The 24,705-nt window shown below is 72.4% G+C and carries 26 protein-coding genes; 17 read left to right on the top strand and 9 right to left on the bottom strand.

From position 1 onward, the window contains the following. From LDL48_RS06225 to LDL48_RS06210, 4 genes are read left to right on the top strand one after another with little or no spacing between them, the layout of a single operon-like run. Complete coding sequence (locus LDL48_RS06225) at positions 1 to 951, top strand: ROK family glucokinase (protein WP_225254018.1); 951 nt, start codon at positions 1 to 3, stop codon at positions 949 to 951. A 17-nt stretch (positions 952 to 968) separates the two neighbouring features. Continuing rightward, positions 969 to 1,658, top strand: a complete 690-nt coding sequence (locus tag LDL48_RS06220; RefSeq protein ID WP_225254017.1) for an endonuclease/exonuclease/phosphatase family protein — start codon at positions 969 to 971, stop codon at positions 1,656 to 1,658. 26 nt (positions 1,659 to 1,684) lie between these two features. After that, a complete protein-coding gene (locus LDL48_RS06215; protein WP_225254016.1) occupies positions 1,685 to 3,037 on the top strand; it encodes a flavin-containing monooxygenase in 1,353 nt (450 codons plus the stop codon). After that, a complete protein-coding gene (locus LDL48_RS06210; protein WP_225254015.1) occupies positions 3,034 to 3,816 on the top strand; it encodes an alpha/beta hydrolase in 783 nt (260 codons plus the stop codon). The genes LDL48_RS06215 and LDL48_RS06210 overlap by 4 nt, the downstream gene beginning before the upstream one ends. A gap of 12 nt (positions 3,817 to 3,828) precedes the next feature. Here LDL48_RS06210 and LDL48_RS06205 read toward each other — a convergent pair whose 3' ends face one another. Both LDL48_RS06205 and LDL48_RS06200 read right to left on the bottom strand, forming a co-directional pair. Next, entirely contained in the window at positions 3,829 to 5,277 is a 1,449-nt protein-coding gene (locus tag LDL48_RS06205; RefSeq protein WP_225254014.1) for an alpha,alpha-trehalose-phosphate synthase (UDP-forming), read from the bottom strand. Positions 5,278 to 5,326: 49 nt separating this feature from the next. After that, positions 5,327 to 6,256, bottom strand: coding sequence for a DUF308 domain-containing protein (locus LDL48_RS06200; protein ID WP_225254013.1), 930 nt, complete (start codon positions 6,254 to 6,256; stop codon positions 5,327 to 5,329). 139 nt (positions 6,257 to 6,395) lie between these two features. Here LDL48_RS06200 and LDL48_RS06195 point away from each other — a divergent pair, with 139 nt between their 5' ends. Further along, positions 6,396 to 7,127: a lysophospholipid acyltransferase family protein gene (locus LDL48_RS06195; protein WP_225254012.1), complete on the top strand. Its 732-nt coding sequence runs from the start codon at positions 6,396 to 6,398 to the stop codon at positions 7,125 to 7,127. A 4-nt stretch (positions 7,128 to 7,131) separates the two neighbouring features. On the opposite strand, the gene LDL48_RS06190 is transcribed toward LDL48_RS06195, so the two are convergent. Next, the gene (locus LDL48_RS06190) at positions 7,132 to 7,821 is read right to left on the bottom strand and encodes a Crp/Fnr family transcriptional regulator (protein WP_225254011.1); all 690 of its coding nucleotides are present in this window, start codon (positions 7,819 to 7,821) and stop codon (positions 7,132 to 7,134) included. A gap of 229 nt (positions 7,822 to 8,050) precedes the next feature. Here LDL48_RS06190 and LDL48_RS06185 point away from each other — a divergent pair, with 229 nt between their 5' ends. The 5 genes from LDL48_RS06185 (at position 8,051) to proC (ending at position 12,038) form a co-directional block, all read left to right on the top strand. After that, on the top strand, positions 8,051 to 8,929 hold the full coding sequence (locus LDL48_RS06185) for a phosphotransferase enzyme family protein (RefSeq protein ID WP_225254010.1): 879 nt from the start codon (positions 8,051 to 8,053) through the stop codon (positions 8,927 to 8,929). A gap of 22 nt (positions 8,930 to 8,951) precedes the next feature. Beyond that, a complete protein-coding gene (locus LDL48_RS06180) occupies positions 8,952 to 9,440 on the top strand; it encodes a polyadenylate-specific 3'-exoribonuclease AS (RefSeq protein WP_225254009.1) in 489 nt (162 codons plus the stop codon). 66 nt (positions 9,441 to 9,506) lie between these two features. Further along, positions 9,507 to 10,004, top strand: coding sequence for a pyridoxamine 5'-phosphate oxidase family protein (locus LDL48_RS06175; protein WP_225254008.1), 498 nt, complete (start codon positions 9,507 to 9,509; stop codon positions 10,002 to 10,004). Between the two features lie 142 nt (positions 10,005 to 10,146). Continuing rightward, entirely contained in the window at positions 10,147 to 11,175 is a 1,029-nt protein-coding gene (locus LDL48_RS06170) for a 6-phosphofructokinase (RefSeq protein ID WP_225254007.1), read from the top strand. A gap of 50 nt (positions 11,176 to 11,225) precedes the next feature. Next, positions 11,226 to 12,038 (top strand): pyrroline-5-carboxylate reductase, encoded by an 813-nt coding sequence (proC, locus tag LDL48_RS06165; RefSeq protein WP_372472050.1) that lies wholly within the window; start codon positions 11,226 to 11,228, stop codon positions 12,036 to 12,038. A gap of 10 nt (positions 12,039 to 12,048) precedes the next feature. Here proC and LDL48_RS06160 read toward each other — a convergent pair whose 3' ends face one another. After that, complete coding sequence (locus tag LDL48_RS06160) at positions 12,049 to 12,726, bottom strand: DUF429 domain-containing protein (RefSeq protein ID WP_225254005.1); 678 nt, start codon at positions 12,724 to 12,726, stop codon at positions 12,049 to 12,051. A gap of 7 nt (positions 12,727 to 12,733) precedes the next feature. Further along, positions 12,734 to 13,207, bottom strand: coding sequence for a glutathione peroxidase (locus tag LDL48_RS06155; protein WP_225254004.1), 474 nt, complete (start codon positions 13,205 to 13,207; stop codon positions 12,734 to 12,736). 175 nt (positions 13,208 to 13,382) lie between these two features. On the opposite strand from LDL48_RS06155, the gene LDL48_RS06150 reads away from it, so the two are divergent. The 3 genes from LDL48_RS06150 (at position 13,383) to LDL48_RS06140 (ending at position 17,357) form a co-directional block, all read left to right on the top strand. Further along, positions 13,383 to 14,822 (top strand): glycosyl hydrolase family 18 protein, encoded by a 1,440-nt coding sequence (locus LDL48_RS06150; RefSeq protein WP_225254003.1) that lies wholly within the window; start codon positions 13,383 to 13,385, stop codon positions 14,820 to 14,822. Positions 14,823 to 14,923: 101 nt separating this feature from the next. Beyond that, positions 14,924 to 16,330, top strand: a complete 1,407-nt coding sequence (locus LDL48_RS06145; RefSeq protein ID WP_225254002.1) for a class II 3-deoxy-7-phosphoheptulonate synthase — start codon at positions 14,924 to 14,926, stop codon at positions 16,328 to 16,330. Continuing rightward, the gene (locus LDL48_RS06140; RefSeq protein ID WP_225254001.1) at positions 16,323 to 17,357 is read left to right on the top strand and encodes a threonine aldolase family protein; all 1,035 of its coding nucleotides are present in this window, start codon (positions 16,323 to 16,325) and stop codon (positions 17,355 to 17,357) included. Before LDL48_RS06145 ends, LDL48_RS06140 begins: the two co-directional genes overlap by 8 nt. A gap of 353 nt (positions 17,358 to 17,710) precedes the next feature. Here LDL48_RS06140 and LDL48_RS06135 read toward each other — a convergent pair whose 3' ends face one another. The 3 genes from LDL48_RS06135 to LDL48_RS06125 form a co-directional block, all read right to left on the bottom strand. Continuing rightward, positions 17,711 to 18,568 (bottom strand): deoxyribonuclease IV, encoded by an 858-nt coding sequence (locus tag LDL48_RS06135; RefSeq protein WP_225254000.1) that lies wholly within the window; start codon positions 18,566 to 18,568, stop codon positions 17,711 to 17,713. Further along, positions 18,559 to 20,523 carry a Stk1 family PASTA domain-containing Ser/Thr kinase gene (gene pknB / locus LDL48_RS06130; protein WP_225253999.1) on the bottom strand — a complete coding sequence of 655 codons (1,965 nt, stop codon included), beginning with the start codon at positions 20,521 to 20,523 and terminating at the stop codon, positions 18,559 to 18,561. The genes LDL48_RS06135 and pknB overlap by 10 nt, the downstream gene beginning before the upstream one ends. A gap of 93 nt (positions 20,524 to 20,616) precedes the next feature. Continuing rightward, complete coding sequence (locus tag LDL48_RS06125) at positions 20,617 to 21,411, bottom strand: hypothetical protein (RefSeq protein WP_225253998.1); 795 nt, start codon at positions 21,409 to 21,411, stop codon at positions 20,617 to 20,619. 84 nt (positions 21,412 to 21,495) lie between these two features. Here LDL48_RS06125 and LDL48_RS06120 point away from each other — a divergent pair, with 84 nt between their 5' ends. Genes LDL48_RS06120 through LDL48_RS06110 form a run of 3 tightly spaced genes read left to right on the top strand, consistent with a single transcriptional unit; the run spans position 21,496 to position 22,596 of the window. Next, the gene (locus tag LDL48_RS06120) at positions 21,496 to 21,870 is read left to right on the top strand and encodes an Rv2175c family DNA-binding protein (protein WP_225253997.1); all 375 of its coding nucleotides are present in this window, start codon (positions 21,496 to 21,498) and stop codon (positions 21,868 to 21,870) included. A gap of 7 nt (positions 21,871 to 21,877) precedes the next feature. Then, the gene (locus tag LDL48_RS06115; RefSeq protein WP_225253996.1) at positions 21,878 to 22,210 is read left to right on the top strand and encodes a lycopene cyclase domain-containing protein; all 333 of its coding nucleotides are present in this window, start codon (positions 21,878 to 21,880) and stop codon (positions 22,208 to 22,210) included. Next, complete coding sequence (locus LDL48_RS06110; RefSeq protein WP_225253995.1) at positions 22,207 to 22,596, top strand: lycopene cyclase domain-containing protein; 390 nt, start codon at positions 22,207 to 22,209, stop codon at positions 22,594 to 22,596. Before LDL48_RS06115 ends, LDL48_RS06110 begins: the two co-directional genes overlap by 4 nt. Here LDL48_RS06110 and LDL48_RS06105 read toward each other — a convergent pair. Then, the gene (locus tag LDL48_RS06105) at positions 22,593 to 23,648 is read right to left on the bottom strand and encodes a polyprenyl synthetase family protein (protein ID WP_225254137.1); all 1,056 of its coding nucleotides are present in this window, start codon (positions 23,646 to 23,648) and stop codon (positions 22,593 to 22,595) included. The two genes, LDL48_RS06110 and LDL48_RS06105, sit on opposite strands and share 4 nt — an antisense overlap. Positions 23,649 to 23,728: 80 nt before the next feature. Between LDL48_RS06105 and metF the strand changes: the two genes are divergently transcribed. After that, on the top strand, positions 23,729 to 24,655 hold the full coding sequence (gene metF / locus LDL48_RS06100; protein ID WP_225253994.1) for a methylenetetrahydrofolate reductase [NAD(P)H]: 927 nt from the start codon (positions 23,729 to 23,731) through the stop codon (positions 24,653 to 24,655). The last annotated feature ends 50 nt before the right edge of the window (positions 24,656 to 24,705 follow it).

Genomic DNA, 24,705 nt, shown 5'->3' with positions numbered 1-24,705 from the left:
GTGACGCTGACCATCGGAGTCGACGTCGGCGGCACGAAGGTGGCCGGTGGAGTGGTCGACGAGCACGGCACCGTGCTGGCGTCGAACCGCCGGGACACACCCGCGGAGGACCAGGCGGGCACCCGCGACACCATTGTCGAGGTGGCGGCCGAGCTGGCGGCGGAGTACCCGCAGGCCACCGCGATCGGGATCGGCGCCGCGGCCTGGATCGACGCGGCCGGGTCGACCGTGCTGTTCGCGCCGAACCTGGCCTGGCGCGACGAACCGCTGCGCGACTACGTGACCAAGGCGGTGGGTCTGCCCACCGTGCTGGAGAACGACGCCAATGTGGCCGCCTGGGCCGAGTTCCGGTTCGGCGCGGCCCGGGACGCGGACGACTCGATGCTGATGATCACGGTGGGCACCGGCATCGGGGGCGGCATCGTGCTCAACGGTGCACTGTGGCGCGGCGCCAACGGGATCGCCGGGGAGTTGGGGCACATCCAGTCCGTACCGGACGGTCATCCCTGCGGCTGTGGCCGCCTCGGCTGCCTGGAGCAGTATGCCAGCGGCAACGCCCTGGTCCGGTTCGCTCGGGCCGGCGCGCGCCAGGAGCCGGACCGGGCCGGACTGTTGCTGGAACTGGCCGGCGGCGACCCGCTGGCGATCACCGGCCGGCAGATCACCCAGGCGGCACAGCACGGCGACGGCGTGGCGCGGGATGCGTTCGCGCAGATCGGGTACTGGCTGGGCGTGGCGATGGCGGACCTGGCGCAGACCTTCGACCCGCAGATCCTGGTGGTCGGCGGCGGTGTCATCGATGCCGGTGACCTGCTGCTGGGTCCGACCGAGCGGACGTACCGGGACCAGCTGGCGCAGCGTGGCCGCTTCCCGGTGTCGTCGATCAAGGCGGCGGAGACCGGCAACACCGCCGGCGTGGTGGGCGCGGCCGACCTGGCCCGGCGGATCTGAGCGGGCGGGGCGGCGTCGTGGGCGGGGTGCCGCTGCGGGTACTGAACTACAACATCCACAGCCTGCGCGACGACCGGACCGCGCTCGCCGGCCTGGTCCGCGACTTGGCGCCGGACGTGCTGATCGTGCAGGAGGCGCCGCGCCGGTTCCGCTGGCGGCAGAAATGTGCGGCGCTGGCCGGTGACTTCGGCATGGTGGTGGCGGCCGGCGGCCTCCCGTCGCTGGGCAACCTGCTGCTGGTCAGCCTGCGGGTACGGGTGCTCGACACCTGGTGCCTGCGGTACCCGCTCACCCCGGGCCGGCACATGCGCGGCGCGGCGTTCCTGCGCGGTGCGGTGCGCGGCGCCACGTTCACGGTCTCCGGATCGCACCTGGCCACCGACCCGGCGGAACGGCCGAACCAGGCCGCGCTGTGGAAGGCGGCGCTGTCCGCCGCGCCGGGGCCGCTGATCGCCGGCGGTGACCTGAACGAGGGCCCGGGCGGCGGCGCCTGGCGGACGGTGGCCGACGGCCTGGTGGACGCGGCCGGGACGGGACCGGACGCGCCGGCGACGTACCCGGCGTCGCTGCCCCGCCTGCGGCTGGACGCGCTGTTCGTCACGCCGGACGTCACGGTCGAGAAGTACGAGGTGATCGACTCCGACCAGGCCCGGCGGGCCAGCGACCATCTTCCGGTGATTGCGGACGTTCTGCTGCCTTCCTCGTAGGGTGGTCGGTCTGGCAGGATCGCCGCGTGCAGGACACCCCAGACATCGCCGACCGCCATGATGCGGTGTGTGTCGTCGGCGCCGGAGGCAGCGGCCTCGCCGCCATCAAGAACCTGCGGGAGCACGGCTTCGCCGTCGACTGCTACGAGCGGGACACGTCCGTCGGCGGCGCCTGGAACTGGCGCCACGACCGCAGCCCGGTGTACGCGGGCACCCACCTGATCTCGTCCCGGCCGCTGACCGAGTTCCCGGACTTCCCGATGCCGGACTCGTGGCCGGACTATCCGCACCACAGCCAGCTGCTGTCCTACCTGGAGCGGTACGCGTCGCACTTCGGCCTGGGCGAGCACATCTGGTTCGGCACCGAGGTGGTCGCCGTGACACCGGTCGGCGACGGCCGGTGGGACGTGACGACGCGCAGCACCGGCGGCGGCGTGGAACGCACCCAGCGGTACGCGGCCGTGGTGATCGCCAACGGGCACAACTGGTCGCCGCGCCGGCCGGACATCCCCGGTGAGTTCCGCGGTCAGCTGCTGCACGCCGGGGCGTACAAGGATCCGGCGCAGTTGCGCGGCCGCAAGGTGCTCGTGGTGGGCGGCGGCAACACCGGCTGCGACATCGCGGTGGAGGCCGCCCAGCAGGCCGGTACGGTGTGGCACTCCACCCGGCGCGGCTACTGGTACGCCCCCAAGTACGTCCTGGGCCGCCCGGCCGACCAGGTCAACGACCTGCTGCTGAAGTGGCGGCTGCCGCTGCGGGTGCGGCAGTGGCTCTACCACTGGACGGTCCGGCTCACCGTCGGCGACGTCACCCGGTACGGCCTGCCGGCACCCGACCACCGGCCGTACGAGAGCCACCCGGTGATCAACAGTCAGCTGGTGTACTACCTGGGCCACGGCCGGATCACCCCGGTGCCGGATGTGACCCGCTTCGACGGCGCGTCGGTGGAACTGGCCGACGGCCGGCGGATCGAGCCGGAGATGGTCATCACCGCCACCGGCTACCGCCCGTCGTTCGACTTCCTGGCGCCGGAACTGCTCGACATCGACGCCGACGGCCGGCCGGACCTGCACCTGCACGCGTTCGCCCGGAAACATCCCACGCTGGCGGTGGTCGGGCTGGTGCAGGGCGACGCCGGCGTGTTCCCGCTGGTCCACTGGCAGACCGTGGCGGTGGCCCGCTGGTTGCGGCTGCGCGACACCGACCCGGTGCGGGCGGCCGCGGTCCAGCAGAAGGAGTCGACCCGGCCGTTGCGCGCCTGGTCGAGGCGGGTCGTGGTGCCCACCCCGCGGCACTGGTTCGAGGTGGACCACGTGGACTACCTGCGCACGCTGGAGGACCTGCTGGCCCAGCTGGAGCCGGCCGGAGCCGCCCGATGAGCGGCATCCTGCGCTTCGCGGACTGGACCTCCCCGGTGCCGCCGGTCGAGCGCGAGGTGGCCGCCGTGCTGCCGGAGGGCGCCGGCCGGGACCGGCCGCCGCTGCTGTTCGTGCCGGGTCTGGGTCACGGGCCGTGGGCGTTCGCCGAGCACTGGCTCGGGCACGCCGCGGCGCGCGGCTTCCCGGCGTACGCGGTCGGGCTGCGCGAGCGGGGCGATCTGCGCGCGTACGCCCACGACGTGGTGCAGGTGGCGGCGTCCCTGCCCCGGCAGACCGTGCTGATCGGGCACGGCGCCGGCGCGTTGATCGTGGCCCGCGCGCTGGGCCGCTATCCGGCCCGCGCCGCGGTGCTGGCCGCGCCGGTCCTGCACGGCTGGGCCGCGCTGGGTGCGGCGCTGCGGGCCAATCCGGCGGGTACGCTGCCCGCGATGTTCGGCGGGACGCTGCGGCTGAACCGGGCGCAGCTGTTCAGCGCGGCGCTGCCGGACGAGCGGGCGGACGCGTACCTGTCCCGGATGACCCGGACCGCGGGCCGGGCGCCGCGGCAGGTGGCCACCCACCGGACCGTCCCGCGGCCGGTCGGGAATCCGCCGGTGCTGGTGGTCGGCAGCCCGGACGACCGGGTGGTGCCGCGGTCCTCGCTGGACCGCACCGCGGCCGGCTACGGCAGTGCGCCGTTGCTGTTCCCCGGCATGGGCCACGACCTGATGCTGGACGCCGACTGGGTGGAGCCGATCGACGCGATCCTGGACTGGCTGGACAAGGAACTCGCGGTCTGAGCCGGGTGCGGCTCAGACCGGCTGGTGCCGGGCCCGTCGCGGACCCGGCACCGGCGGCAGCCAGGCGGCGAGCCGCCCGGTGTGGTCGAGGGTGGTGAGGTACGCCCGCGCCCAGCCCACGATGTCATGGGTACGCAGGTGCCTGCGCATCGCCGCCATCCGGGCCGCCAGATCGGCCGGGTCCGCGTCCATCGCCTCCAGCAGGGTGTCCTTGAGCCGGTCCACGTCGTGCGGGTTGACCAGGAAGGCGCCCGGCAGTTCCGCGGCCGCCCCGGCGAACTCGCTGAGCACCAGCGCGCCGGCGTCGTCCTCGCGGGCCGCCACGAACTCCTTGGCGACCAGGTTCATCCCGTCCCGCAGCGGCGTCACCACCATCACGTCGGCGGTCTGGTAGAGCGCGGCCAGCTCGGCCCGGTCGAACGGCTGATTCAGGTAGTGGACGGCGGGCTCGCCGACCCGGCCGTGCTCGCCGTTGATCCGGCCCACCTCGCCCTCGATCCGGTGCCGCAGCTGCCGGTACCGGCCGATCTGTTCGCGGCTGGGCACGGTCACCTGCACCATGACCGTGTTCCGCACCCGCACCCGCCCGTCCCGCAGCAGCTCGCTGTACGCGGTCAGCCGGTGCTCGATGCCCTTGGTGTAGTCCAGCCGGTCCACGCTCAGCAGGACCCGCTTCGGCGGGCCCAGGTCGGCACGCAGCTGGCGGGCCCGGGTCACCACGTCCGGCCGGGCCGCCAGGGCCTGCATCTCGGCCACGTCGATGGAGACCGGGAACGCGCCGGTCCGCACCACCCGGCCGTCCAGGTGGATCTCGTCGTCGGTGGCCTGCGCGCCGAGCAGCTTGGTGGCCAGCTGGGCGACGTTGTGCGCGGCCTGCGGTCGCTGGAATCCGACCAGGTCGGCGCCGAGCATCCCGCGCAGCAGCTCGACCCGGCGGGGGAGCTGCATGAACAGTTCGGGCGGCGGGAACGGCACGTGCAGGAAGAACCCGATCAGCAGGTCGGGGCGGAGCTGCCGGAGCATCTCCGGCACCAGGTGCAGGTGGTAGTCCTGCACCCAGACCGCCGCGCCCGGCTCGGCCACCTCGGCGGCGGCCTCGGCGAACCGGCGGTTCACGCTGCGGTACGTCTCCCACCAGCCGCGGTCGAACACGGGCTGCTCGACGGCGTCGTGGTACAGCGGCCACAGCGTCGAGTTGGCGAAGCCCTCGTAGTACCCGCTCAGCTCGTCCACCGAGATCGGCACCGCGCGCAGCCGCATCGGGCCGACGTCCGGCAGGTCCGGGGCGGGCCCGGCGCCGCCGTTCCACCCGACCCAGGTGGCCGGGGTCTGTTCCAGGATGGCGTGCAAGGCGCCGGCCAGCCCGCCGGGGCTGCGCCGCCACTCGCACGCGCCGTCCGGAGCGGCGTTGTCGTCCAGGGGAAGGCGGTTGGCAACGACGACCAGGGAACTCTGACGCATCACGAAAGGTTACGCCATGACTACCCTCGGGAGCATTGAAGGTGGTCGATCACACTACGGCGCCGTCGTCCAGATCCTCGTCGTCGTCGCCGGAGCGCAACCGCCAGACCAACGTGACCGCACCCGCCACGATCGCGGTGAAGCCGATCATGGTGACCAGATCCCGGCCCAGCGGCAGCAGCGTCGGCCGCAGGAACAGCACGAAACCGATCACGATGCCGAGCACGCCGGCGACCGCGTACTTGGAGATGCGCGGCAGCGGGGGCGGGGGCGGCGGGACGTACCGCTCGTCGTCGTCCTCCAGCCCGGAACCGAACGTGTCCAGCCCGTCCAGCAGCGACGGGTCGGTCGGCTGCGGGTCGGTGCGGCGCCGGTTCAGCGTGATGCCGGTGAAGTCCGCCGCGGACGGCAACGTCGGTCCCGGCCGCCGCGGCTGCTCCGGGTCGCCCGCCTGCACCGGGTCGGACGGCGGGTTCGGGCCGGACGGCGGGTTCGGGCCGGACGGCGGGTTCGGGCCGGGTGCCGCGGTCGGATCCGGGCCCGGTGCCGGCGCCCGGGTGGGATCCACGCCCTCGGCGGCCGGCCAGCTCGGCGAGTCCACCGGGTGGTGGAAGCCCGCGATGATCTGCGCCCACGCCGCGTCCACCTCGCTCTGGCTGCCGCCCGCGGCGGGACGGTCGTCGCGGGGAGCGGGCGGGGTCGGCCCGGCGCCGCCGGTGAGCTTGTGCAGGTGTTCCCGGGCCACCGCGAGCTGGGTGCGGTCGACGAACAGCCGGTCGGTGGGCCGGGCCGGGAACGTGGTGGTGCGCAGAATGGGGTTCAGGTCGGCCGAGGGTTGCAGGTACGCCGCGATGCCACCCGCGGCCAGCACATCGAGCAGATGCTCGCCCACCCGCGGATCGACATCGCCCGCGACCGCGTAGTCAGCCGCGTCGAGCCCGTTGTCCCGTCGCCCGCGACGGGCGCCACCTGTCGACACCCCACACACTCCCTCGCCGAGACGTGCCTTGAATGGTGACACGACAGGTGCCGGTTGCGGGAGTGCGTTGTGGTGTGCCGCTCCCATTCGTACGCTCTGCAGTGCGCCCGCACGCCCCGCAGCATGGGAAAGGACTTCGGTGTTCTACTGGCTGCTCAAGCATGTGCTTCTGGGCCCGCTGCTGAAACTGCTGTTCCGTCCGCAGGTGGAGGGGCTGCACCACGTACCCCGGACCGGTCCGGTCATCCTGGCGTGCAACCACCTGTCGTTCTCCGACTCGATCTTCACACCCCTGATCGTCAGGCGCAGAGTGACGTTCGTCGCGAAAGCCGAGTACTTCACCGGCAAGGGGATCAAGGGCTGGCTGATGCGGCAGTTCTTCGCCGGCACCGGCACGATCCCGGTGGACCGCTCCGGCGGGAAGGCGGCGCAGGCGGCCCTGGAGACGCTGCTGCGGGTGTTGCGCGACGGTGGGGTCGCGGGCATCTACCCGGAGGGCACCAGGTCGCCCGACGGCCGTCTCTACCGCGGCAAGACCGGGGTGGCGCGGCTGGCCCTGGAGTCCGGCGCGGTGGTGGTGCCGGTGGCGCTGCTCAACACGGACGAGATCCAGCCCACCGGGACGCTGATACCCACGATCAAGCGGGTCCGGATGCGGTTCGGCGTACCCCTGAACTTCTCCCGCTACGCCGCCGGCAAGGGCGACCGCTTCGTCGAGCGCGCGGTCACCGACGAGATCATGTACGAGCTGATGACGCTGACCGGCCGCGAGTACGTCGACGTCTACGCCGCCAGCCTGAAGACCGCGATCGTCGCACCCGGCCCGTCCCATCCGGCTCCGGTGGCGACGGAGTTCCCGACGTCCACCTGATTCGTCAGCTCGGCATGCCGGCCCGGCGGCGCAGTGCGGCGACGTCCGTGACCACGATCCGGCGTCCCTCCGTGCGGAGCCAGCCCCGACTCGCGAACGAGCCGATCGCCTGGTTGACGCTCTGCCGGGAACCGCCCGCCATCTCCGCCAACTGGCTCTGGTTCAGCTCGATGGTGATCATCGGGGCCTGGTTCTCGCCGGCCAGCCGGACCAGCGTCTTGGCCACCCGGCCGGGCAGGTCGAGGAACACGTGGTCGGCGTTCTGCTCGGTGAGCCGGCGGATCAGCGCGCCCACCGAGCGCATCACCGCGTCCAGGATGCGCGGGTTGGAGTGCACCAGGTCCATGAACGCGGCGCGGCTCAGGGCGAGGGCCTGGCAGTCCTCGATCGCCTCGGCGGAGGCGCTGCGGGTGGACGCGTCCAGCAGGGAGACCTCGCCGAGTACGTCGGGTGGGCGGGCCACGGTCAGCACGGCGCGTTCGCCGGTGGGTGCGGTGCGGAAGACGGCCACCGCGCCGCGCTTGAGAATGATCAGGGACTCGCCGGGGTCGTTCTCGACGAACAGCAGCTGCCCCTTGCGGTAGGTGCGCGGGACGGCGGTGGCGGTGACGCGTTGGCGTACGTCCGGCTCCAGGCCGGCGAACATGTCTACGCCCGCTAGCGGGTCCCCGGGTTCCGACGGGCGGTGCTCCACGGATCTATCCTCCCCGGTCAGGACGCCGTCACACGGGGACGACCCCCGGGCACGAACGATCACTCTTAGCATGAAGAGCGCTCCACACGCCATTTGATACATCGAGCCCGCAGCGCCCAGTACCCGATCATGCCGTTGAAGTAGCTATCTGTACAGCGGTAGTCGCCAAGAGTGATAGTCGCCCATCCTGTCCGTCGTGCCGCGGTCGTGCGGGGACACAATCGCCGCCGTGCCGGATGACGACCTGCTTCGATCGGTGCTGCGCGAGCTTTGGCACCTGACCCCTACCGGCATCACCGGTCTGCCGCGCGGCCTGATGTCGCGCGCCTGGGACGTCGAGGCCGGCGAGGAACGGTACGTGATGCGCCTGGTGCCGCCGGCCGCCCGGCAGAGCGTGGCGGCCGGGCTGGCGGCGGCCGACCACCTGCGCAGCCGGGGGATCGCGGCGGGTGAGCCGGTCCGCACGCTCACCGGCGGCCTGACCCTGGAGTTGCCGGAGGGCTCGCTGACCGTGTTCCGCCGGACGCCGGGACGGCCGCTGGTCGGCGCGGACCCGGTCGACCAGCAGTGGTGGGGTGACCGGCTGGGCGCCGTACACCGGGCTCTGCAGCATTTCGACCATCCGGGCCTGCGCCCGTGGAACCTGCTCGACCCGGACGCGGCCCATCTCGGGGTGGAGTCCTGGCTGCGCGCGGCCGTCGCGGAGGCGGTCACCGCGACCACCCGGCTCACCGTCACCGACCGCCTCACCTACGGCGTGCTGCACGGCGACCCGGCGCCGGAGGGCTTCGTGGTGGACCCGGAGACCGGCCGGGCCGGCCTGCTGGACTGCCCGTCCGGCGGCACCGGCCCGCTGGTCTACGACGTGGCCGCGGCCGTGGTGTACGCCGGCGGCCCGGACGCGTCCGCCGAACTGATCGACGGCTACCTGGCCGCCGGGCCGGTCGACCAGGACGAACTGGATGCGGTGCTGCCGGTTCTGGTGCGGTTCCGGTGGGCCGTGCAGGCGGACTGGTCGGCCCGCTCGCTGACCGGTGACCGGGCCCCGGGCTGCGCCGGAGAGGTGCTGCGGCGCGCCCGGGAGGCCCTGGAGTCGGACGCCGCCTGACCATCGGCAAGGATGGACCGCGATGGTCTACCGCTATTTTTACGACTGCGAGTTCATCGAGGACGGGCGCACGGTCGACCTGGTCTCGATCGGTGTCGTCGACGAGTTCGGCCGCGAGTTCTACGCGGTCTCGACGCAGTTCGACGATTCCAAGGCCGTGCCCTGGGTACGCCGCAACGTGCTGGACAAGCTCCCGTCCCCGGCCGACCCGGCGTGGCGGTCCCGGGAGCGGATCCGCGACGACCTGTACGCGTTCCTGGTCGAGCCGATCCGCGGCCGCGACGAGAAGCTGGAACTCTGGGCCTGGTACGCCGCCTACGACCACGTCGTGCTGGCCCAGCTGTGGGGTGCCATGCCGGCGTTGCCGCGGGAGATCCCCCGGTTCACCAAGGATCTGCGCCAGCTCTGGGACGACCGCGGCTGCCCGCCGTTGCCGGGTGCGCAGGGCCGGCACGACGCGCTGGTGGACGCGAAGCACAACCTCGCCCGGTGGCGGGCCATGGGCGGTTAGGTCCGGTTTCGGTGGGCGTTGGCCGGGAAGACCGTAGAGGGTCACCCACAGCGAAGGGAAACGCCCATGGCCGGCACCGAGCAGGACCACCGCGAGAAGGTCAAGGAACTCGTCAAGGACGCCCGCATCAGCATGCTGACCACGATGACCGCGGACGGCAAGCATGTGAGCCGGCCGATGGCGCTGCAGGACGTGGAGTTCGACGGCGACCTGTGGTACTTCACCTACAGCGACTCCGACCTGATCGCGCAGATCGCCGTACACCCGCAGGTGAACGTGTCGTTCAGCGACGGTAAGCAGCACGCCTGGGTCTCGCTGTCCGGCGTCGCGGAGCGGGTGGACGATCGGCAGAAGGCCGAGGAGCTGTGGAACCCGATCCTGAAGGCGTGGTTCCCGGACGGCCTGGAGACGCCCAACCTCACCCTGGTCAAGGTGCACGCGGACACCGCCGAGTACTGGGAATCCGCACACAGCAGCCGGGTCGTGACCATGCTGGGTTACGCGAAGGCCGCGGTCACCGGCAGGACGCCGGACGCCGGGGAGAACGAAACCGTCCGCCTCTAGTGGGGCGCTTTGGTCCGGGTGGGCCGCGGCGACTACAGTGCGCTTGCGGCCCGCCCCGGGCCGGCAACGCTGCCGACTCACTCTCCCTGGGGCTCGACGGGCTACCTCATCTCGCGACCCGATCAGGGAGGACGAGCAAATCATGCGTATCGGCGTGCTCACCGGAGGCGGCGACTGCCCCGGTCTCAACGCGGTGATCCGGGCGGTGGTGCGCAAGGGCGTCGCCGTCTACGGTCACGAGTTCGTCGGGTTCCGCGACGGCTGGAAGGGCCCGCTCGAGGGTCTGACGAAGCCGCTCGGCATCGCCGAGGTCCGCGGCATCCTGCCCCGCGGCGGCACCATCCTGGGCTCCTCGCGCACCAACCCGTTCAAGATCGAGGGCGGTGTCGAGCGGATCAAGGCCAACCTGGCCGAGCAGGGCGTCGACGCGCTGGTCGCGATCGGCGGCGAGGACACCCTGGGCGTCGCCACCAAGCTCAACGACCTGGGCGTGAACGTCGTCGGCGTGCCGAAGACGATCGACAACGACCTGAACGCCACGGACTACACGTTCGGCTTCGACACCGCGGTCAACATCGCGATGGAGGCCATCGACCGGCTGCACACCACGGCCGAGTCGCACCACCGCACGCTGGTCGTCGAGGTCATGGGCCGGCACGCCGGCTGGATCGCCCTGCACGCCGGCCTGGCCGGTGGCGCCAACGTCATCCTGCTGCCCGAGCGTCAGTTCGACGTCGAGCAGGTCGCCACGTACGTCACCAAGCGCTTCCAGGTGGAGTACGCGCCGATCGTCGTGGTCGCCGAGGGCGCGCAGCCGCTCGAGGGCCAGATGGTCCTGCACAACCAGGAGCTGGACGCGTTCGGCCACGTCCGCCTCGGCGGCATCGGCCAGTGGCTGGCCCAGCAGCTGGAGGAGAAGACCGGCAAGGAGGCCCGCACCGTGGTCCTCGGTCACATCCAGCGCGGCGGCACGCCCACCGCGTACGACCGGGTGCTGGCCACCCGCTTCGGCCTGCAGGCCATCGACGCGGTGCACGAGGGCGACTTCGGCAAGATGATGGCGCTGCGCGGCACGGACATCGTCCGGGTCCCGCTGATCGACGGCACGGGCGAACTCAAGACCGTCCCGATCGAGCGGTACGACGAGGCCGAGGTCTTCTTCGGCAGCTGATGTCGGTCCGGGGCGGGCTCCGGCCCGCCCCGTCACCCGAGGGGGTCGCCTTGGCGAAGCACACGGTCGCCGTCATCGGCGCCGGAAAGATCGGTGAGCTGGTCCTGTCCGGCCTGCTGCGGGCCGGCTGGCCGGCGTCGCACCTGCTGGTCACGGCGCGCCGGCCGGAGCGCGCCGCCGCGCTCACCGAGCGGTACGGCGTCCGTGCCGTGGACAACCCCACCGCGGTGGTCGAGGCGGACGTGCTGGCGATCGCGGTCAAGCCGCAGGACGCCGGCGTCCTGCTCGACGAGATCGGCGCCAAGGTGCCCGCCGACAAGCTCATCGTGTCGCTCTGCGCGGGCCTGCCCACCAGCTTCTTCGCCGCCCGGCTGCCGGAGGGCACCCCGGTGGTCCGGGTGATGACCAACACCCCGGCCCTGGTCGACGAGGCGATGACCGCGATCTCGGCGGGCTCGCACGCCACCGGCGCGCACCTGGCCCTGGCCGAGGAGATGTTCCAGCCGCTGGGTGCCACGCTGCGGGTGCCGGAGTCGCAGCAGGACGCGGTGACGGCGCTGTCCGGTTCCGGGCCCGCGTACTTCTATCTGCTCGTCGAGGCGATGATCGACGCGGGCATCCTGCTCGGCCTGCCGCGCCAGGTGGCGCACGAGCTGATCGTGCAGACCGCGATCGGTTCGGCGGTGATGCTGCGCGACTCCGGCGAGCACCCGGTCAAGCTCCGCGAGGCGGTGACCAGCCCGGCCGGCACCACCATCTCGGCGATCCGCGAGCTGGAGAACCACGGCGTCCGTGCCGCGCTGCTGTCCGCGCTGGAGGCGGCCCGCGACCGGGCCCGGGAGATCGCCAGCCAGTCCGCCTGACCGCGCCCGGTCAATACCAGATCGCGATCCGGGTGCCGTCGCCCTCCTCGGGCGGGTTCGGGTAGCTGCGCGCCGCACCGGTCGCCATCCGGTGCGCGGTCCAGGCCACCGCGGCCGCGTCCAGGATGTCGTCCGGCGGCGCCTGGCCGGCCGGTCCCAGCTGGTCCGGCAGCACGATGCCCTGCTTGGCCAGCAGTTCCCGGCGCTTCGCCTGCCCGGACCAGGTCTTCTTGGCGTACGTCAGCGGCTCGCCGGCCATCTCCCGGAACGACACCTCGGGGTGGGCCTCGAACAGCAGGCCGGGATGCCGCTCCCAGATCGCGTTGGCCTCGATCAGCTTGGGCCGCAGCGCCCAGCTCTGCCGGCTGAGCCCGGCGCCGGTGAGCTGACGGCAGAGCCGGTTCGCGGCGGTGAAGTCCGGTTCCCGCCACACCGCCCGCGGCGGCACCCGGAAGACGCTGCCGCGACGCGGGCCGAGCGTGTCGGCGGCCAGGGTGTCCGCGGCCCGCCAGCGGTCCGGGAGCATGCCGAGCGGGATGTCGACGCCGATGACGGCGGCGCCGGAGCTGCCCGCGACGATCTCGTACAGCGTGGATGCCAGCAGGGCGCGGCCGAAACGGCCGTCGCGCAGTTCGACTCCGACCCAACCCAGGGCGTACGCGTCGACGCCGATCACGTGAATGCTCATCGGCGGGTCAACCGATCGTCGTCAGCTTCTCAACAGCTGCCCGGAGCCGTTCGTCCTGCGGGTCCACCTTCGGATCGAAGCGCGCCGCCACCGCGCCGTCCGGTGCCACCAGGAACTTCTCGAAGTTCCAGGAGACGTCCGGGCCGTCGCCGACCAGTTCCCGGTAGAGCGGGTGGCGGTCCGGGCCGTTCACGTCGACCTTGGCGGTCAGCGGGAACGTGACGCCGTAGTCGGTGCGGCAGAATTCCTCGATCTCGGCGGCGGTCCCGGGCTCCTGGCCGGCGAACTGGTTGCAGGGCACTCCGAGCACCACCAGACCACGGTCCGCGTAAGTGTCGAAGAGGGACTGCAGACCGGCGTACTGCGGGGTGTTGCCGCAGCGGGAGGCCACATTGACCACCAGGACGACCTGACCGCGGTAGCGGTCCAATTCGGCCGGTCCGCCGGCGAGTCTGTCGATGTCGACGTCGAAGATGGTCATGACGGCAGACTACGCGCCGTGGTGGATCGATGGCACGCCGTCGCGGGTACTCGGAAAAAGTTTAAGGTTCCGCTCAATCCGGAACCGCATCTTGACGGAAATTCACATGTGTGACTACCGTCTCCCCAACCTTCCTTTTGGAAAGTTTCCTAAATGTTGTGTCTGAGGAGACGCCGTGAAGAAATCCCTCCGCCGCGCTCTCTGGGCCGGGGCGATCATGGCGGTCGCGGCCGCCACGATCCCCGTGCTCCAGGTGCAGGCGTCCGCCGCCGTCGCCTGCGCCCCCGCCTGGACCGCCAGCGCGGTCTACACCAAGGGCAACCTGGCCTCGTACCAGAGCAAGAACTACGAGGCGCAGTGGTGGTCGCAGAACGACAACCCGGCCAGCAACAGCGGGCCGTGGCAGGTCTGGGTGGACAAGGGCGCCTGCGGTGGGGTCGTCGACCCGACCACCCCGCCGGTGGACCCGACCACCCCACCCGTCGACCCGCCGCCGACCGGCGACAAGTGGATCGTCGGCTACTTCGCGCAGTGGGGCGTCTACGGCCGCCAGTACTTCGTGAAGAACATCGACACGTCCGGCTCGGCGTCGAAGCTGACCCACATCCTGTACGCGTTCGGCAACACCACCGGCGGGCGCTGCACCATCGGTGACTCGTACGCGGACTACGACATGGCGTACACCGCGGCCAACAGCGTCGACGGGGTGGCCGACACCTGGGACGCCGGCGCGCTCCGGGGCTCCTTCAACCAGCTGCGCAAGCTGAAGAAGAAGTACCCGCACATCAAGGTCATCTACTCGTTCGGCGGCTGGACCTGGTCCGGCGGCTTCACCGAGGCGGCCCGGGACCCGCAGGCGTTCGCCAACTCCTGCTACAACCTGGTCGAGGACCCGCGCTGGGCGGACGTGTTCGACGGCATCGACATCGACTGGGAGTACCCGAACGCCTGCGGCCTCACCTGCGACGGCAGCGGCCCCAACGCGTTCAACAACGTGATCACGGCGCTGCGCGGCAAGTTCGGCAACGACGCGCTGATCACCGGCGCGATCACCGCGGACGGCAGCGAGGGCGGCAAGATCGACGCCACCAACTACGCCGCGGCGGCGGAGAAGATGAACAAGATCTTCCCGATGACGTACGACTACTTCGGCGCCTTCAACCCGCAGGGCCCGACCGCCCCGCACTCGCCGCTCACCTCGTACCCGGGGATCCCGCAGGCCGGCTTCAACTCGGACGCGGCGATCCAGAAGCTGAAGAGCAAGGGCATCCCGGCCTCGAAGCTGCTGCTCGGCGTCGGGTTCTACGGACGCGGCTGGACCGGCGTCAACCAGTCCGAACCGGGTGGCACCGCGAGCGGGGCGGCACCCGGCAGCTACGAGGCCGGCATCGAGGACTACAAGGTCCTGAAGAACAGCTGCCCGGCCACCGGCACGGTCGGCGGCACCGCCTACGCCAAGTGCGGCAGCAACTGGTGGAGCTACGACACCCCGGCCACCATCGCCGGCAAGATGAGGTACGCCAAGGACCAGAGTCTCGGCGGCGCCTTCTTCTGGGAGTTCTCCGGCGACACCGGCAACGGTGAGCTGATCACCGCCATCAAGAACAACCTGTAGATCATCCCCCACCGAAGGGCGGGACGCGGCCGGCGTCCCGCCCTTCGGTGTCGGCGGGACCGGGCGAGCGAGCCGCCGGGCGCTCGCCGTACCCTGGCCGCATGCAGCGCGAGTGGCATCAGCTCAGCTATCCCGGGGTCCGCAACCAGGCTGTGCAGACCTCCCGACCGTCCACCGACTCGGCCGAGGACTCCGCGCTCGGCCTGGACCGATGGCGCGAACTGCCCCGGTTGCAGATGCCGCCGTGGCCGGACATGAACGAGGTCGCCGAGGTCTGCAAGGTCCTCGACAACGTCCCGTCGATCGTCGCGCCGTACGAGGTCGACCAGCTCCGGGTGCGGCTCGCCGAGGTCGCCGAGGGACGCGCGTTCATGCTGCAGGGCGGCGACTGCGCGGAGACGTTCACCGACAACACCGAAAGTCACCTGCTCGCCAACGCCCGCACGCTGCTGCAGATGGCGGTGGTGCTGACGTACGGCGCGTCCATGCCGGTGGTCAAGGTGGCCCGGGTGGCCGGGCAGTACACCAAGCCCCGGTCCGCGCCGACCGACGCCCTGGGCCTGCCGGCGTACCGCGGCGACCTGATCAACTCGCTGGACGCGAACGAGGCCGCCCGGGTCGCCGACCCGCAGCGGATGATCCGGGCGTACGCGAACTCCGCCGCCGCGATGAACATGCTCCGGGCGTACCTCTCCGGCGGTCTGGCCGACCTGGCCGGGCTGCACGACTGGAACAAGGACTTCGTGCGCGCCTCGCCCGCCGGGGAGCGCTACGAGGCGATCGCCCGGGAGATCGACCGCACGCTGGACTTCATCCGCGCCTGCGGGATGACCGACGACGAGGCCCTGCGGACGGTCAGCCTGTACTGCTCGCACGAGGCTCTGGCACTGGAGTACGACCGGGCGCTCACCCGGGTCTCCGACGGCCGCGCGTACGGTCTCTCCGGCCACTTCCTCTGGGTCGGCGAGCGCACCCGCCAGCTGGACCACGCGCACATCGACTTCATCAGCCGGATCGCCAACCCGGTGGGCGTCAAGCTCGGCCCCGGCACCAGCCCGGAGACCGCCATCGAGCTGTGCGAGAAGCTCAACCCGGGCAACGTGCCGGGCAAGCTCACGCTGATCAGCCGGATGGGCAACGGCAAGGTACGCGACGCGCTGCCGCCGATCGTCGAGAAGGTCACCGCGGCCGGCGCCAAGGTGGTCTGGCAGTGCGACCCGATGCACGGCAACACCCACGAGTCGTCCAACGGCTACAAGACCCGCCACTTCGACCGCATCGTCGACGAGGTGCTCGGCTACTTCGAGGTGCACCGCGGGCTGGGCACCCACCCCGGCGGCATCCACATCGAACTCACCGGCGAGGACGTCACCGAATGCCTCGGCGGCGCGCAGGGCATCGACGACCTGGACCTGCCGGACCGGTACGAGACGGCCTGCGACCCGCGCCTCAACACCCAGCAGAGCCTGGAACTCGCGTTCCTGGTCGCGGAGATGCTGCGTGGCTGACCCGCCGGCCGACCTGCGTTCCGACACGGTCACCCGGCCGACGACGGCGATGCGGGCGGCCATGGCGGCGGCCGAGGTCGGCGACGACGTCTTCGGCGACGACCCCACGGTCAACGCGCTCGAGGCGGAGGTGGCCGCGCTGTTCGGCCACCAGGCGGCGCTGTTCTGCCCGACCGGTTCGATGGCCAACCAGATCGCGCTGCAACTGCTGGTACCGCCCGGCGGCGAGCTGCTGGCCGGGGCGGACGCGCACGTCGTCTCGTACGAATCCGGCGCCGCCGCCGCACTCGGCGGGATCTCCACCCGCACCTGGCCGTCGGCCGGCGCCGCGCTCGACGCCGGCCAGATCGCGGCGATGATCCGGCCGGCCGGCTACCCGTCCGTGGCGACCCGGGCGATCGCCGTCGAACAGACCCACAACCTGGGCGGCGGCGGCATCGTCGACCTGGACACGCTGCGCGCCCTGCGCGCCGCCGCCGACGCGGCCGGCGTGACGCTGCACTGCGACGGCGCCCGCATCTGGCACGCGCACATCGCCGACGGGGTGCCGCTGCGCGGATACGGCGAGCTGTTCGACACGTTGTCGGTCTGCCTGTCCAAGGGCCTGGGCGCGCCGGTGGGCTCGCTCGTGGTGGGCAGCGCCGACCGGATGGCCGAGGCCCGGCTGCTGCGCAAACGCCTGGGCGGCGGCATGCGCCAGGTGGGCATCCTGGCCGCGGCCGGCCGGTACGCGCTGGCCCACCACCTGACCCGGCTCGCCGACGACCACGCCCGGGCCCGCCGGCTGGCATCGGCACTCGAGCCGCTGGGCGTGGTGGACGCGACCGGGGTACGCACCAACCTGGTCATGCTCGACCTGGGCAAGGCACCCCTGGACGCGCCGTCCCTGGTCGCGGCGGCCGCCGAACGGGGTGTGCTGCTGGCCGCGATGCTGCCGCGCACCGCCCGCCTGGTCACCCACCTGGACGTCGACGACGCCGACATCGACCGGGCGATCGACGTGCTGACCACGCTCCTGACTGCCTGACGGGCTACGGCGTCGCAGGCCATCTCGGTGGCACACCACCGTCGTTATCGCCCACGCATAGCAGCGCTGGTGTTCCAGTGGAGCGCTCCACTGGAACACCAGCGCGGCCGTCCGCGGGTGGGACGCGTTCGGCGGGCGGCCGCGCATGCTCCGGGGGATGCGGCGTGCGTGTGGCGCACCGGTGCGGAGCGAGCCACCGCGCCACACGTCGCGCCGGGGGCGACGGGGTGTGTGGAGTTCGGGCGCGGTGCGCGGTGCGAACCGCTGCTTCACACGGGGCGGGCGTGTTGAGCCCGGCACCGGCCACCACGCTCAGCCGCGCCACCCGACTCCCCGGCTGATCGCCGTGCGGATCAGGGGCGGAGGGACTTGAGTAGCGCGATGTCGGCCGCGTGCCCCTCGTGCTTCTCGGTCGGGGTCTCCACGATCACCGGCACTCCGGCGGCGGCCGGGTGGGCCAGCAGCTCGGCGAACGGCGCGGTGCCGATCCGGCCCTGGCCGATGGTCTCGTGCCGGTCCCGGGTGGAGCCGCACTCGTCCTTCGAGTCGTTGGCGTGGATGAGCTGCAGGCGTCCCGGGCCGACCGTAGCGACCAGCGCGTCCAGCGTCGCGGTCATGCCGCCCGGGGTGGCCAGGTCGTGTCCGGCCGCCCAGGCGTGGCAGGTGTCGAAGCAGACGCCCAGCCACGGGTGATCCTCGACCGCGGCCAGGTACGGGCCGAGGTCCTGCACCTTCGACGCCAGGCTGCGCCCGCCCCCGGCGCTCGGCTCGACCAGCAGTTTCGGCAGGCCCGCGGCGGCCGCCCGGTCGAGCAGCGGCAGCAACGCCTCGCGCAGCTGGTGCAGTGCCTTGTCGGCGTGCGCCTCGTCGACCGAGCTGCCGGCGTGGAACACCACCGCGGTCGCGCCGATCGCGGCGCCCCGGTCCAGCGCGTGCGCCAGGGTCAGTGCCGAGCGTTCCACCGTGAGCCCGGTCGGCGAGCCGAGATTCACCAGCAGCGAGGCGTGGATGTACGCCGGCAGCCCACGTTCCGCGCAGCCGTCCCGGAACAGGACGTCCTGCTTCGGGTCGCCGGGCGGCAGCGCCCAGCCGCGCGAGTTCGAGACGTACACCTGCACGGCCTCGCTGTCGGCCGCGTCCGCGTACGGCAGCGCCGCCTTGGCCAGCCCGCCGGACGTGCGGGTGTGTGACCCGATCCGGCTCAGAAGCACTGGATCGCGACCTCGGTCTGCGGCGGCACCTGGGTGTTCTCCGGCGGGTTCTGGGAGCGGGCGATCGCGTTCGGGTTGAAGTCGATGCGGACCCGCAGGTTGGCGCCCTCGAGCTGCTGTTTGGCCTGCTGGCACGGCAGGTCGACGACCCGCGGCACGGTGACCAGCGGCGGGCCCTTGCTGACGTCCAGCTTGATCTCGGCGTCCTTCTCCACCCCGGTGCCGGGCTTCGGGGACTGGCCGATGACGGTGTCCGCCGGCTTGTCGTTCTCCTTGTAGCTCTCCACCGCGGCCAGGCCGAGCCGCTGCAACTCGGACCGCGCCTCGTTGATGTTCTTGCCGGTCAGGTCCGGCACGGTGATCGGGGCCCGGCCCTTGCTGACCACCACGGTGACCGTGGCGCCGGGCTTCAGCGTGGTGTTCACCGCGGGATCGGTGGAGATGACCACGCCCTCCGGCACGGTGTCGCTGTACTTGCCGTCGCCCTCCTTGAGCTTCAGCTTGACCTGTTCCAGCTCGCCCTTGGCGGCGGCGAGTTCCATGCCGGCCACGTCCGGCACCGGGTAGCGTTCCGGGCCCAGCGACAGCGACACCGTGATCGTGCCGCCGCGGACCAGGCGTTCCTCGCCCGCCGGGTCCTGGGTGAGCACCACGTCCTTGGCCACCGTCTCGCTGAACGCGCCCTCGCCGACGACCAGCTTGAAGCCGTCCTGGGCGGCCTTCTGCTCGGCCTGCGGCCGGGTCATGTTCTGCAGCAGCGGCGCGTCGGTGTAGCGGCCCATGGTGACCCACCAGGTGCTGCCCAGCACGGTGAGCACCATCAGCGCGACGGCGGCCAGGAGCGCGATCCGGCGCGGGTCGCCGCCCTGGAACAGCCCGCCGCGGCGCCCCGGCGGGCCGGCCGGTGCCCCCGCGCCGCGCCGCCGCGGGGGCCGCGCCTGCTCGGGCAGCCGGGCCCAGGTCGGGCGGTCGCCGGTGCGCGGGAACGTCGAGGTGACGGCGGGCACCACCGTGGTCGGGTCGGCCATCGCGTGCCGGGCCGGCACCTGGCGCAGCAGCGCGGTCTCCACGCTGGCCGCGCCGAGGTCGTCGCGGACCACCTGGACCTCGGCGAGCAGCGCGCCGGCATCGGTGGGGCGGGCGCCGGGGTCGCGGCGGGTGGCGCGGGCCACCAGGTCGTCCAGCGCGGACGGCAGGCCACGGACGACGCCGGAGGGGGCCGGTACGTCGTTGTCCACGTGCTGCCAGGCCACCTCGACCGGCTCGTCGCCGTCGAACGGCACCTTGCCGGTGAGCATCTCGAACAGCACGATGCCGGCCGAGTACACGTCGGTGCGGGCGTCGGCGTGCCCGTCGGTGACCAGTTCCGGTGCCACGTACGCGACCGTGGCCATCAGCTGGCCGGCGTCGTCGGTGCTGCTCGCCTCGACCGCCCGGGCCAGGCCGAAGTCGGCGACCTTGACCACGCTGTCCACCAGGTTGGCGATGCCGCCGCTGGGTGCCTCGGCGACCAGCACGTTCTCCGGCTTGACGTCGCGGTGGACCAGGCCGGCGCGGTGGGCGGCGGCGATCGCGGACAGCATCTGCTCGAGGATGGCGAGCGCCTCGACCGGGTTCAGCCGGCGTCGCTGGGTGAGCAGTTCGCGCAGCGTGCGGCCCTGCACGTACTCCATCACCAGGTACGGCAGGCCCTGGTGACGGCCCTGGTCGTACACCGCCACCACGTTCGGGTGGGTGAGCCGGGCGATCGTCTTCGCCTCGTCGGTGAACCGGTCGACGAAGTGCACGTTGGTCGCCTGGGACGGATGAATGATCTTCAATGCGACGGTGCGCTCGAGTCGTTCGTCCGTGGCCGTGTACACGGTCGCCATGCCACCACGGGCGACGCGACCGGTGATCCGGTAACGCCCGTCAATCGTCGTGCCGATCAACGTGTCGGCGATCGTGGTGTCCATCGGCGTGAAGTGTATGTGTCTTTCGTCGGAGGTCGGCTCAGGATGTCACAGCTGAGACCGAACGGGTACGCCAAAACGGCTTGACCAGGGGTATCAGTCGTCACGGCCGGGCCGGGGCGGCCACGCCGGGCCGCCCCCGGACCCACTGGGCTCCGCGGACGGCGGCTCCGACTCGGAGTCGGTGGGCTCCGGTTCCGGCGCGGACCCGCTCGGGCTGTCCGACGGGGTCGGCTCCGGTGCCGGCCCGGGAGCGGGCGGTGCGGTGGGTGTCGGCACCGGCGGGGTCAGGCAGTCACAGTCCGAGCTGCCGGGCGTGTCGGGCGACGGCGGTCGCGGAGTGCCCGCCGTGGTGGCCGGCGGGCCCGCGGTGGCGGGCGGAGTGGTGAGCACCGCCCGCGGCGCCGCCGCCGTGCTTCCGGCCGGTACCGCGGCCGGGCCGGTGACCGGGCCGGCCACCGGTCCGGCCGGCGCCACGACCGTGCCCTGGCCCATGCCGGCCACCGAGTCCACGTCCGCGCCGGACCCGGGGGTGGGCGCGCCGACCGCCAGCGGGTACGGCCCGGGCCCGGCCGGGGCCGGGTGCAGCACCGCGCCCAGGCCGCCGACCACCGCGAAGTACGTGCCGGCGGCGCCGGCGACGGCGAGAACGCTGAACGCGGACACGGCGAGCACCCGCCGCGGCGGGCGGACGTAGGAGTCGGCCTCCGCCCACCGGTGCGGCTCGACGGCCACGCCGGCGAACGTGTTCATGCCGGTGGAGGTGACGTCCGGCATCGGGCCGGGCACGGCGCCCGGGCGGGCGGGCTCCGGCGTCTTCCGTCCGATGTCGTAGCGCACCGAGCGCCACGCGCCGGCCACCTCGGTGCGGGTTGTCCGCCACAGGTTCATCCGGGCATCTCCCATGTTGACGGGACCGGGACTGTCCCGGCTCCTGTGTGGTGGGGTGGACCTGCTGCATGGCAGGCTGGAGCGGTGAACGATTCCGTGACCGCCGGCTCGACGTCCTCCGCCACCACCGGTCCGAGCGGGTGGATTCCCCTGCCGGACGTGGCCGAGAAGCTGGACCTGTCGATCAGCAAGGTGAACCAGATGGTGCGCGAGGGCGGGCTGCTCGCGGTCCGCCGCGACGGCATCCGCGTGGTGCCCGCCGAACTGGTCGCCAACAGCACCGTGCTCAAGCACCTTCCTGGCGTATTGACCTTGCTTCACGACGCTGGGTACAACGACGAAGAGGCGTTGCGGTGGCTCTACGAGCCGGACGAGACGCTGGACGGCAACGCCGCCCGGGCCCTGGGCGGCGACCGGGCGCGCGAGGTCAAGCGGCGCGCGCAGGCGCTCGGGTTCTGATCCGCGGATGAGGCACCTGGCCTATCTGTCCGTGCTCGCCGGGTGCCTGCTCGCGGCGCTGTGGCTGGAGCCGATCTTCAAGGTCAACGTGTTCCGGCGGTGGCGGCGGCTGATCCTGACGCTGCTGCCGGTGATCGTCGTGTTCGTGGCCTGGGACCTGGCCGCGATCGCCGCCGGACACTGGACGTTCGACCCGGAGCAGACCACCGGCATCGTGTTCCCCGGCGGGCTGCCACTGGACGAACTGCTCTTCTTCGTGGTCGTGCCGGTGTGCGCGGTGCTCGGCTTCGAGGCGGTCCGCGCGGTGCGGGGTCAGCCGGCGGGTGACGAGGAGTCATGACCTACACGGTGGCCGCCCTGCTGGGGGTGTTCGGGGCGCTGGTCGTCGACCTCGCGGTGCTGCGGACCCGGCTGGTGACCCGGGCGGTGTTCTGGTCGACGTACCCCATCATCATCGGCTTTCAGCTGCTCAGCAACGGGATCCTGACCGGGCGGCGGATCGTGCGCTACGACCCGGACGCGATCCTCGGGGTGCGGCTGGCGTACGCACCGGTGGAGGACCTGTTCTTCGGGTTCGCCATGGTGCTGCTGACCCTGTCGGTCTGGGTGTGGCTGGGCCGCCGCGGCGTGCAGCGCACGCCGGCGGCGGGGGAGGGCAGCGCGGTGCTGCGGCTGCTGCGCGGCGCTGGTCCGGGTACGTCGTCGCGCCGGCCGGACGGGCGCTAGACCGTGCGCCGGGTGGCGGCGTCGGCGAGATCGCGGAGGACGCCGTACGCCTCGGTCCCGACCGCCGCGGCGTCCAGCGCGGCCAGCGCCTCCGCGGTCAGCGTCGTGATGCGTTCCTCGGTGCGCCTCAGCGCGCCGCTGCCGGAGATGATCGCGCGCAGCCGGGCCACGCCGTCGTCGGTGAGTTTCGGGTCGCCGAGCCGCCCGTCCAGTTCGGCCCGCTCGGCCGGGCCGGACCCGGCGAAGGCCGCCGCCACCAGATAGGTGCGCTTGCCCTCGCGCAGGTCGTCGCCGGCCGGTTTGCCGGTGACCGACGGGTCGCCGAAGACGCCCAGCACGTCGTCGCGCATCTGGAACGCCTCGCCCAGCGGCAGCCCGAACCGCGTGTACGCGGCGGCCAGCGCCGGGTCCGCGCCGGCCAGGGCGGCGCCCAGCAGCAGCGGCCGCTCGACCGTGTACTTGGCCGACTTGTACCGGGCCACCTTGCCGGCCCGCTCCACCGACGTGTCACCGGTGGCCTGGGTCAGCACGTCCAGGTACTGCCCGGCGATCACCTCGGTGCGCATCCCGTCGAACACCGGGCGGGCCCGGACGAGCGCCCGCGGGTCGACGCCGGAGCCGTGCAGCAGCTCGTCGGACCAGGCCAGCGCGAGGTCGCCGAGGAGCACCGCGGCGCTGTCGCCGAATCCGTCCGCGTCGCCGCGCCAGCCGGCCCCGGTGTGCCGGACCGCGAACCGCCGGTGCACGGCCGGCTCGCCGCGCCGGGTGTCCGAACGGTCCATCAGGTCGTCGTGGATCAGCGCGCTGGCCTGCACCAGCTCCAGCGCGGACACGGCGGCCACCAGCTGGTCGGAGTCCGGCGCGCCGGCGCCCCGGTAGCCCCAGTAGGCGAACGCCGGCCGCAGCCGTTTGCCGCCGCCCAGGATGAACTCCGCGAGCGCGTCCGCGACCTCGGCCAGCGCGGCGTCGATGCCGAGCAGCCGGGTCCGCTGACCGGCGAGAAATCCCGCCAGCACCTGGTCGACACGGGAGCGCAGATCGGCCCGGTCCAGCGGCGAGGTAGCAGTCACGCGGTCAAAGTAGCCGGTTACCGGACAGCCGGCAGTCCCGCCTCAACCGGTAGAGTCGGGGTGTGTCTCTCGGCCTGCCGTCGCGCCTCCCCGCCTCACCGGCGATCGGTGAGTTGATCAAGGGTGCCGCGCCCACGTTCTCGTTCGAGTTCTTCCCGCCGAAGACCGCCGAGGGTGAGCGGTTGCTGTGGCAGGCGATCCGCGAGCTGGAGTCGCTGCAGCCGTCGTTCGTGTCGATCACCTACGGCGCCGGCGGCACCACCCGGGACACCACGGTCGCGGTGACCGAGCGGGTGGCCACCGAGACGACGCTGCTGCCGATGGCGCACCTGACCGCGGTCGACCACTCCGTGGCCGAGCTGCGCAACGTGATCGGCCGGCTGGCCGGTGCCGGCATCCGCAACGTGCTCGCGGTGCGCGGCGACCCGCCCGGCAACCCGATGGGCGAGTGGGTGCAGCACCCCGACGGCGTGCTCTACGCGGAAGACCTGGTCCGCCTGGTGCGGGAGTCGGGGGACTTCTCCGTCGGTGTGGCCGCATTTCCCTACAAACACCCCCGCTCACCGGACATCGAATCGGACACCCGCCACTTCATCGACAAGTGCCGGGCCGGCGCCGACTTCGCGATCACCCAGATGTTCTTCGACGCCGAGGACTACCTGCGCCTGCGGGACCGGGTCGCGGCGGCCGGCTGCGACACCCCGATCGTGCCCGGCGTGATGCCGGTCACCCGGATGGCCACCATCGAGCGCTCCACCCAGCTGTCCGGCGCGCCGTTCCCGCCGGCCCTGCTGGAGCGGTTCGAACGGATCGCCGGCGACGAGACGGCGGTCCGCGCGTTGGGCATCGAGCTGTGCAGCGAGATGTGCCGGCGGCTGCTCGACGAGGGTGTGCCCGGCATCCACTTCATCACGCTCAACCGGTCCACCGCGACGCGCGAGGTGTGGCAGCAGCTCGCGCCGGCCAGCCCGGCCCGCGTCGCCGCCTGACCGGTGTGACCTTCCAGGAGTACGCGGTCGCCTGGTCCGCCCTGCACGGC

The sequence above is a fragment of the Jidongwangia harbinensis genome (genome assembly GCF_020216025.1).
GTDB lineage: Bacteria > Actinomycetota > Actinomycetes > Mycobacteriales > Micromonosporaceae > Actinoplanes > Actinoplanes harbinensis.
Note: the sequence above shows the minus strand (reverse complement) of the source record. Positions and strands in the feature narration are given on the sequence as shown.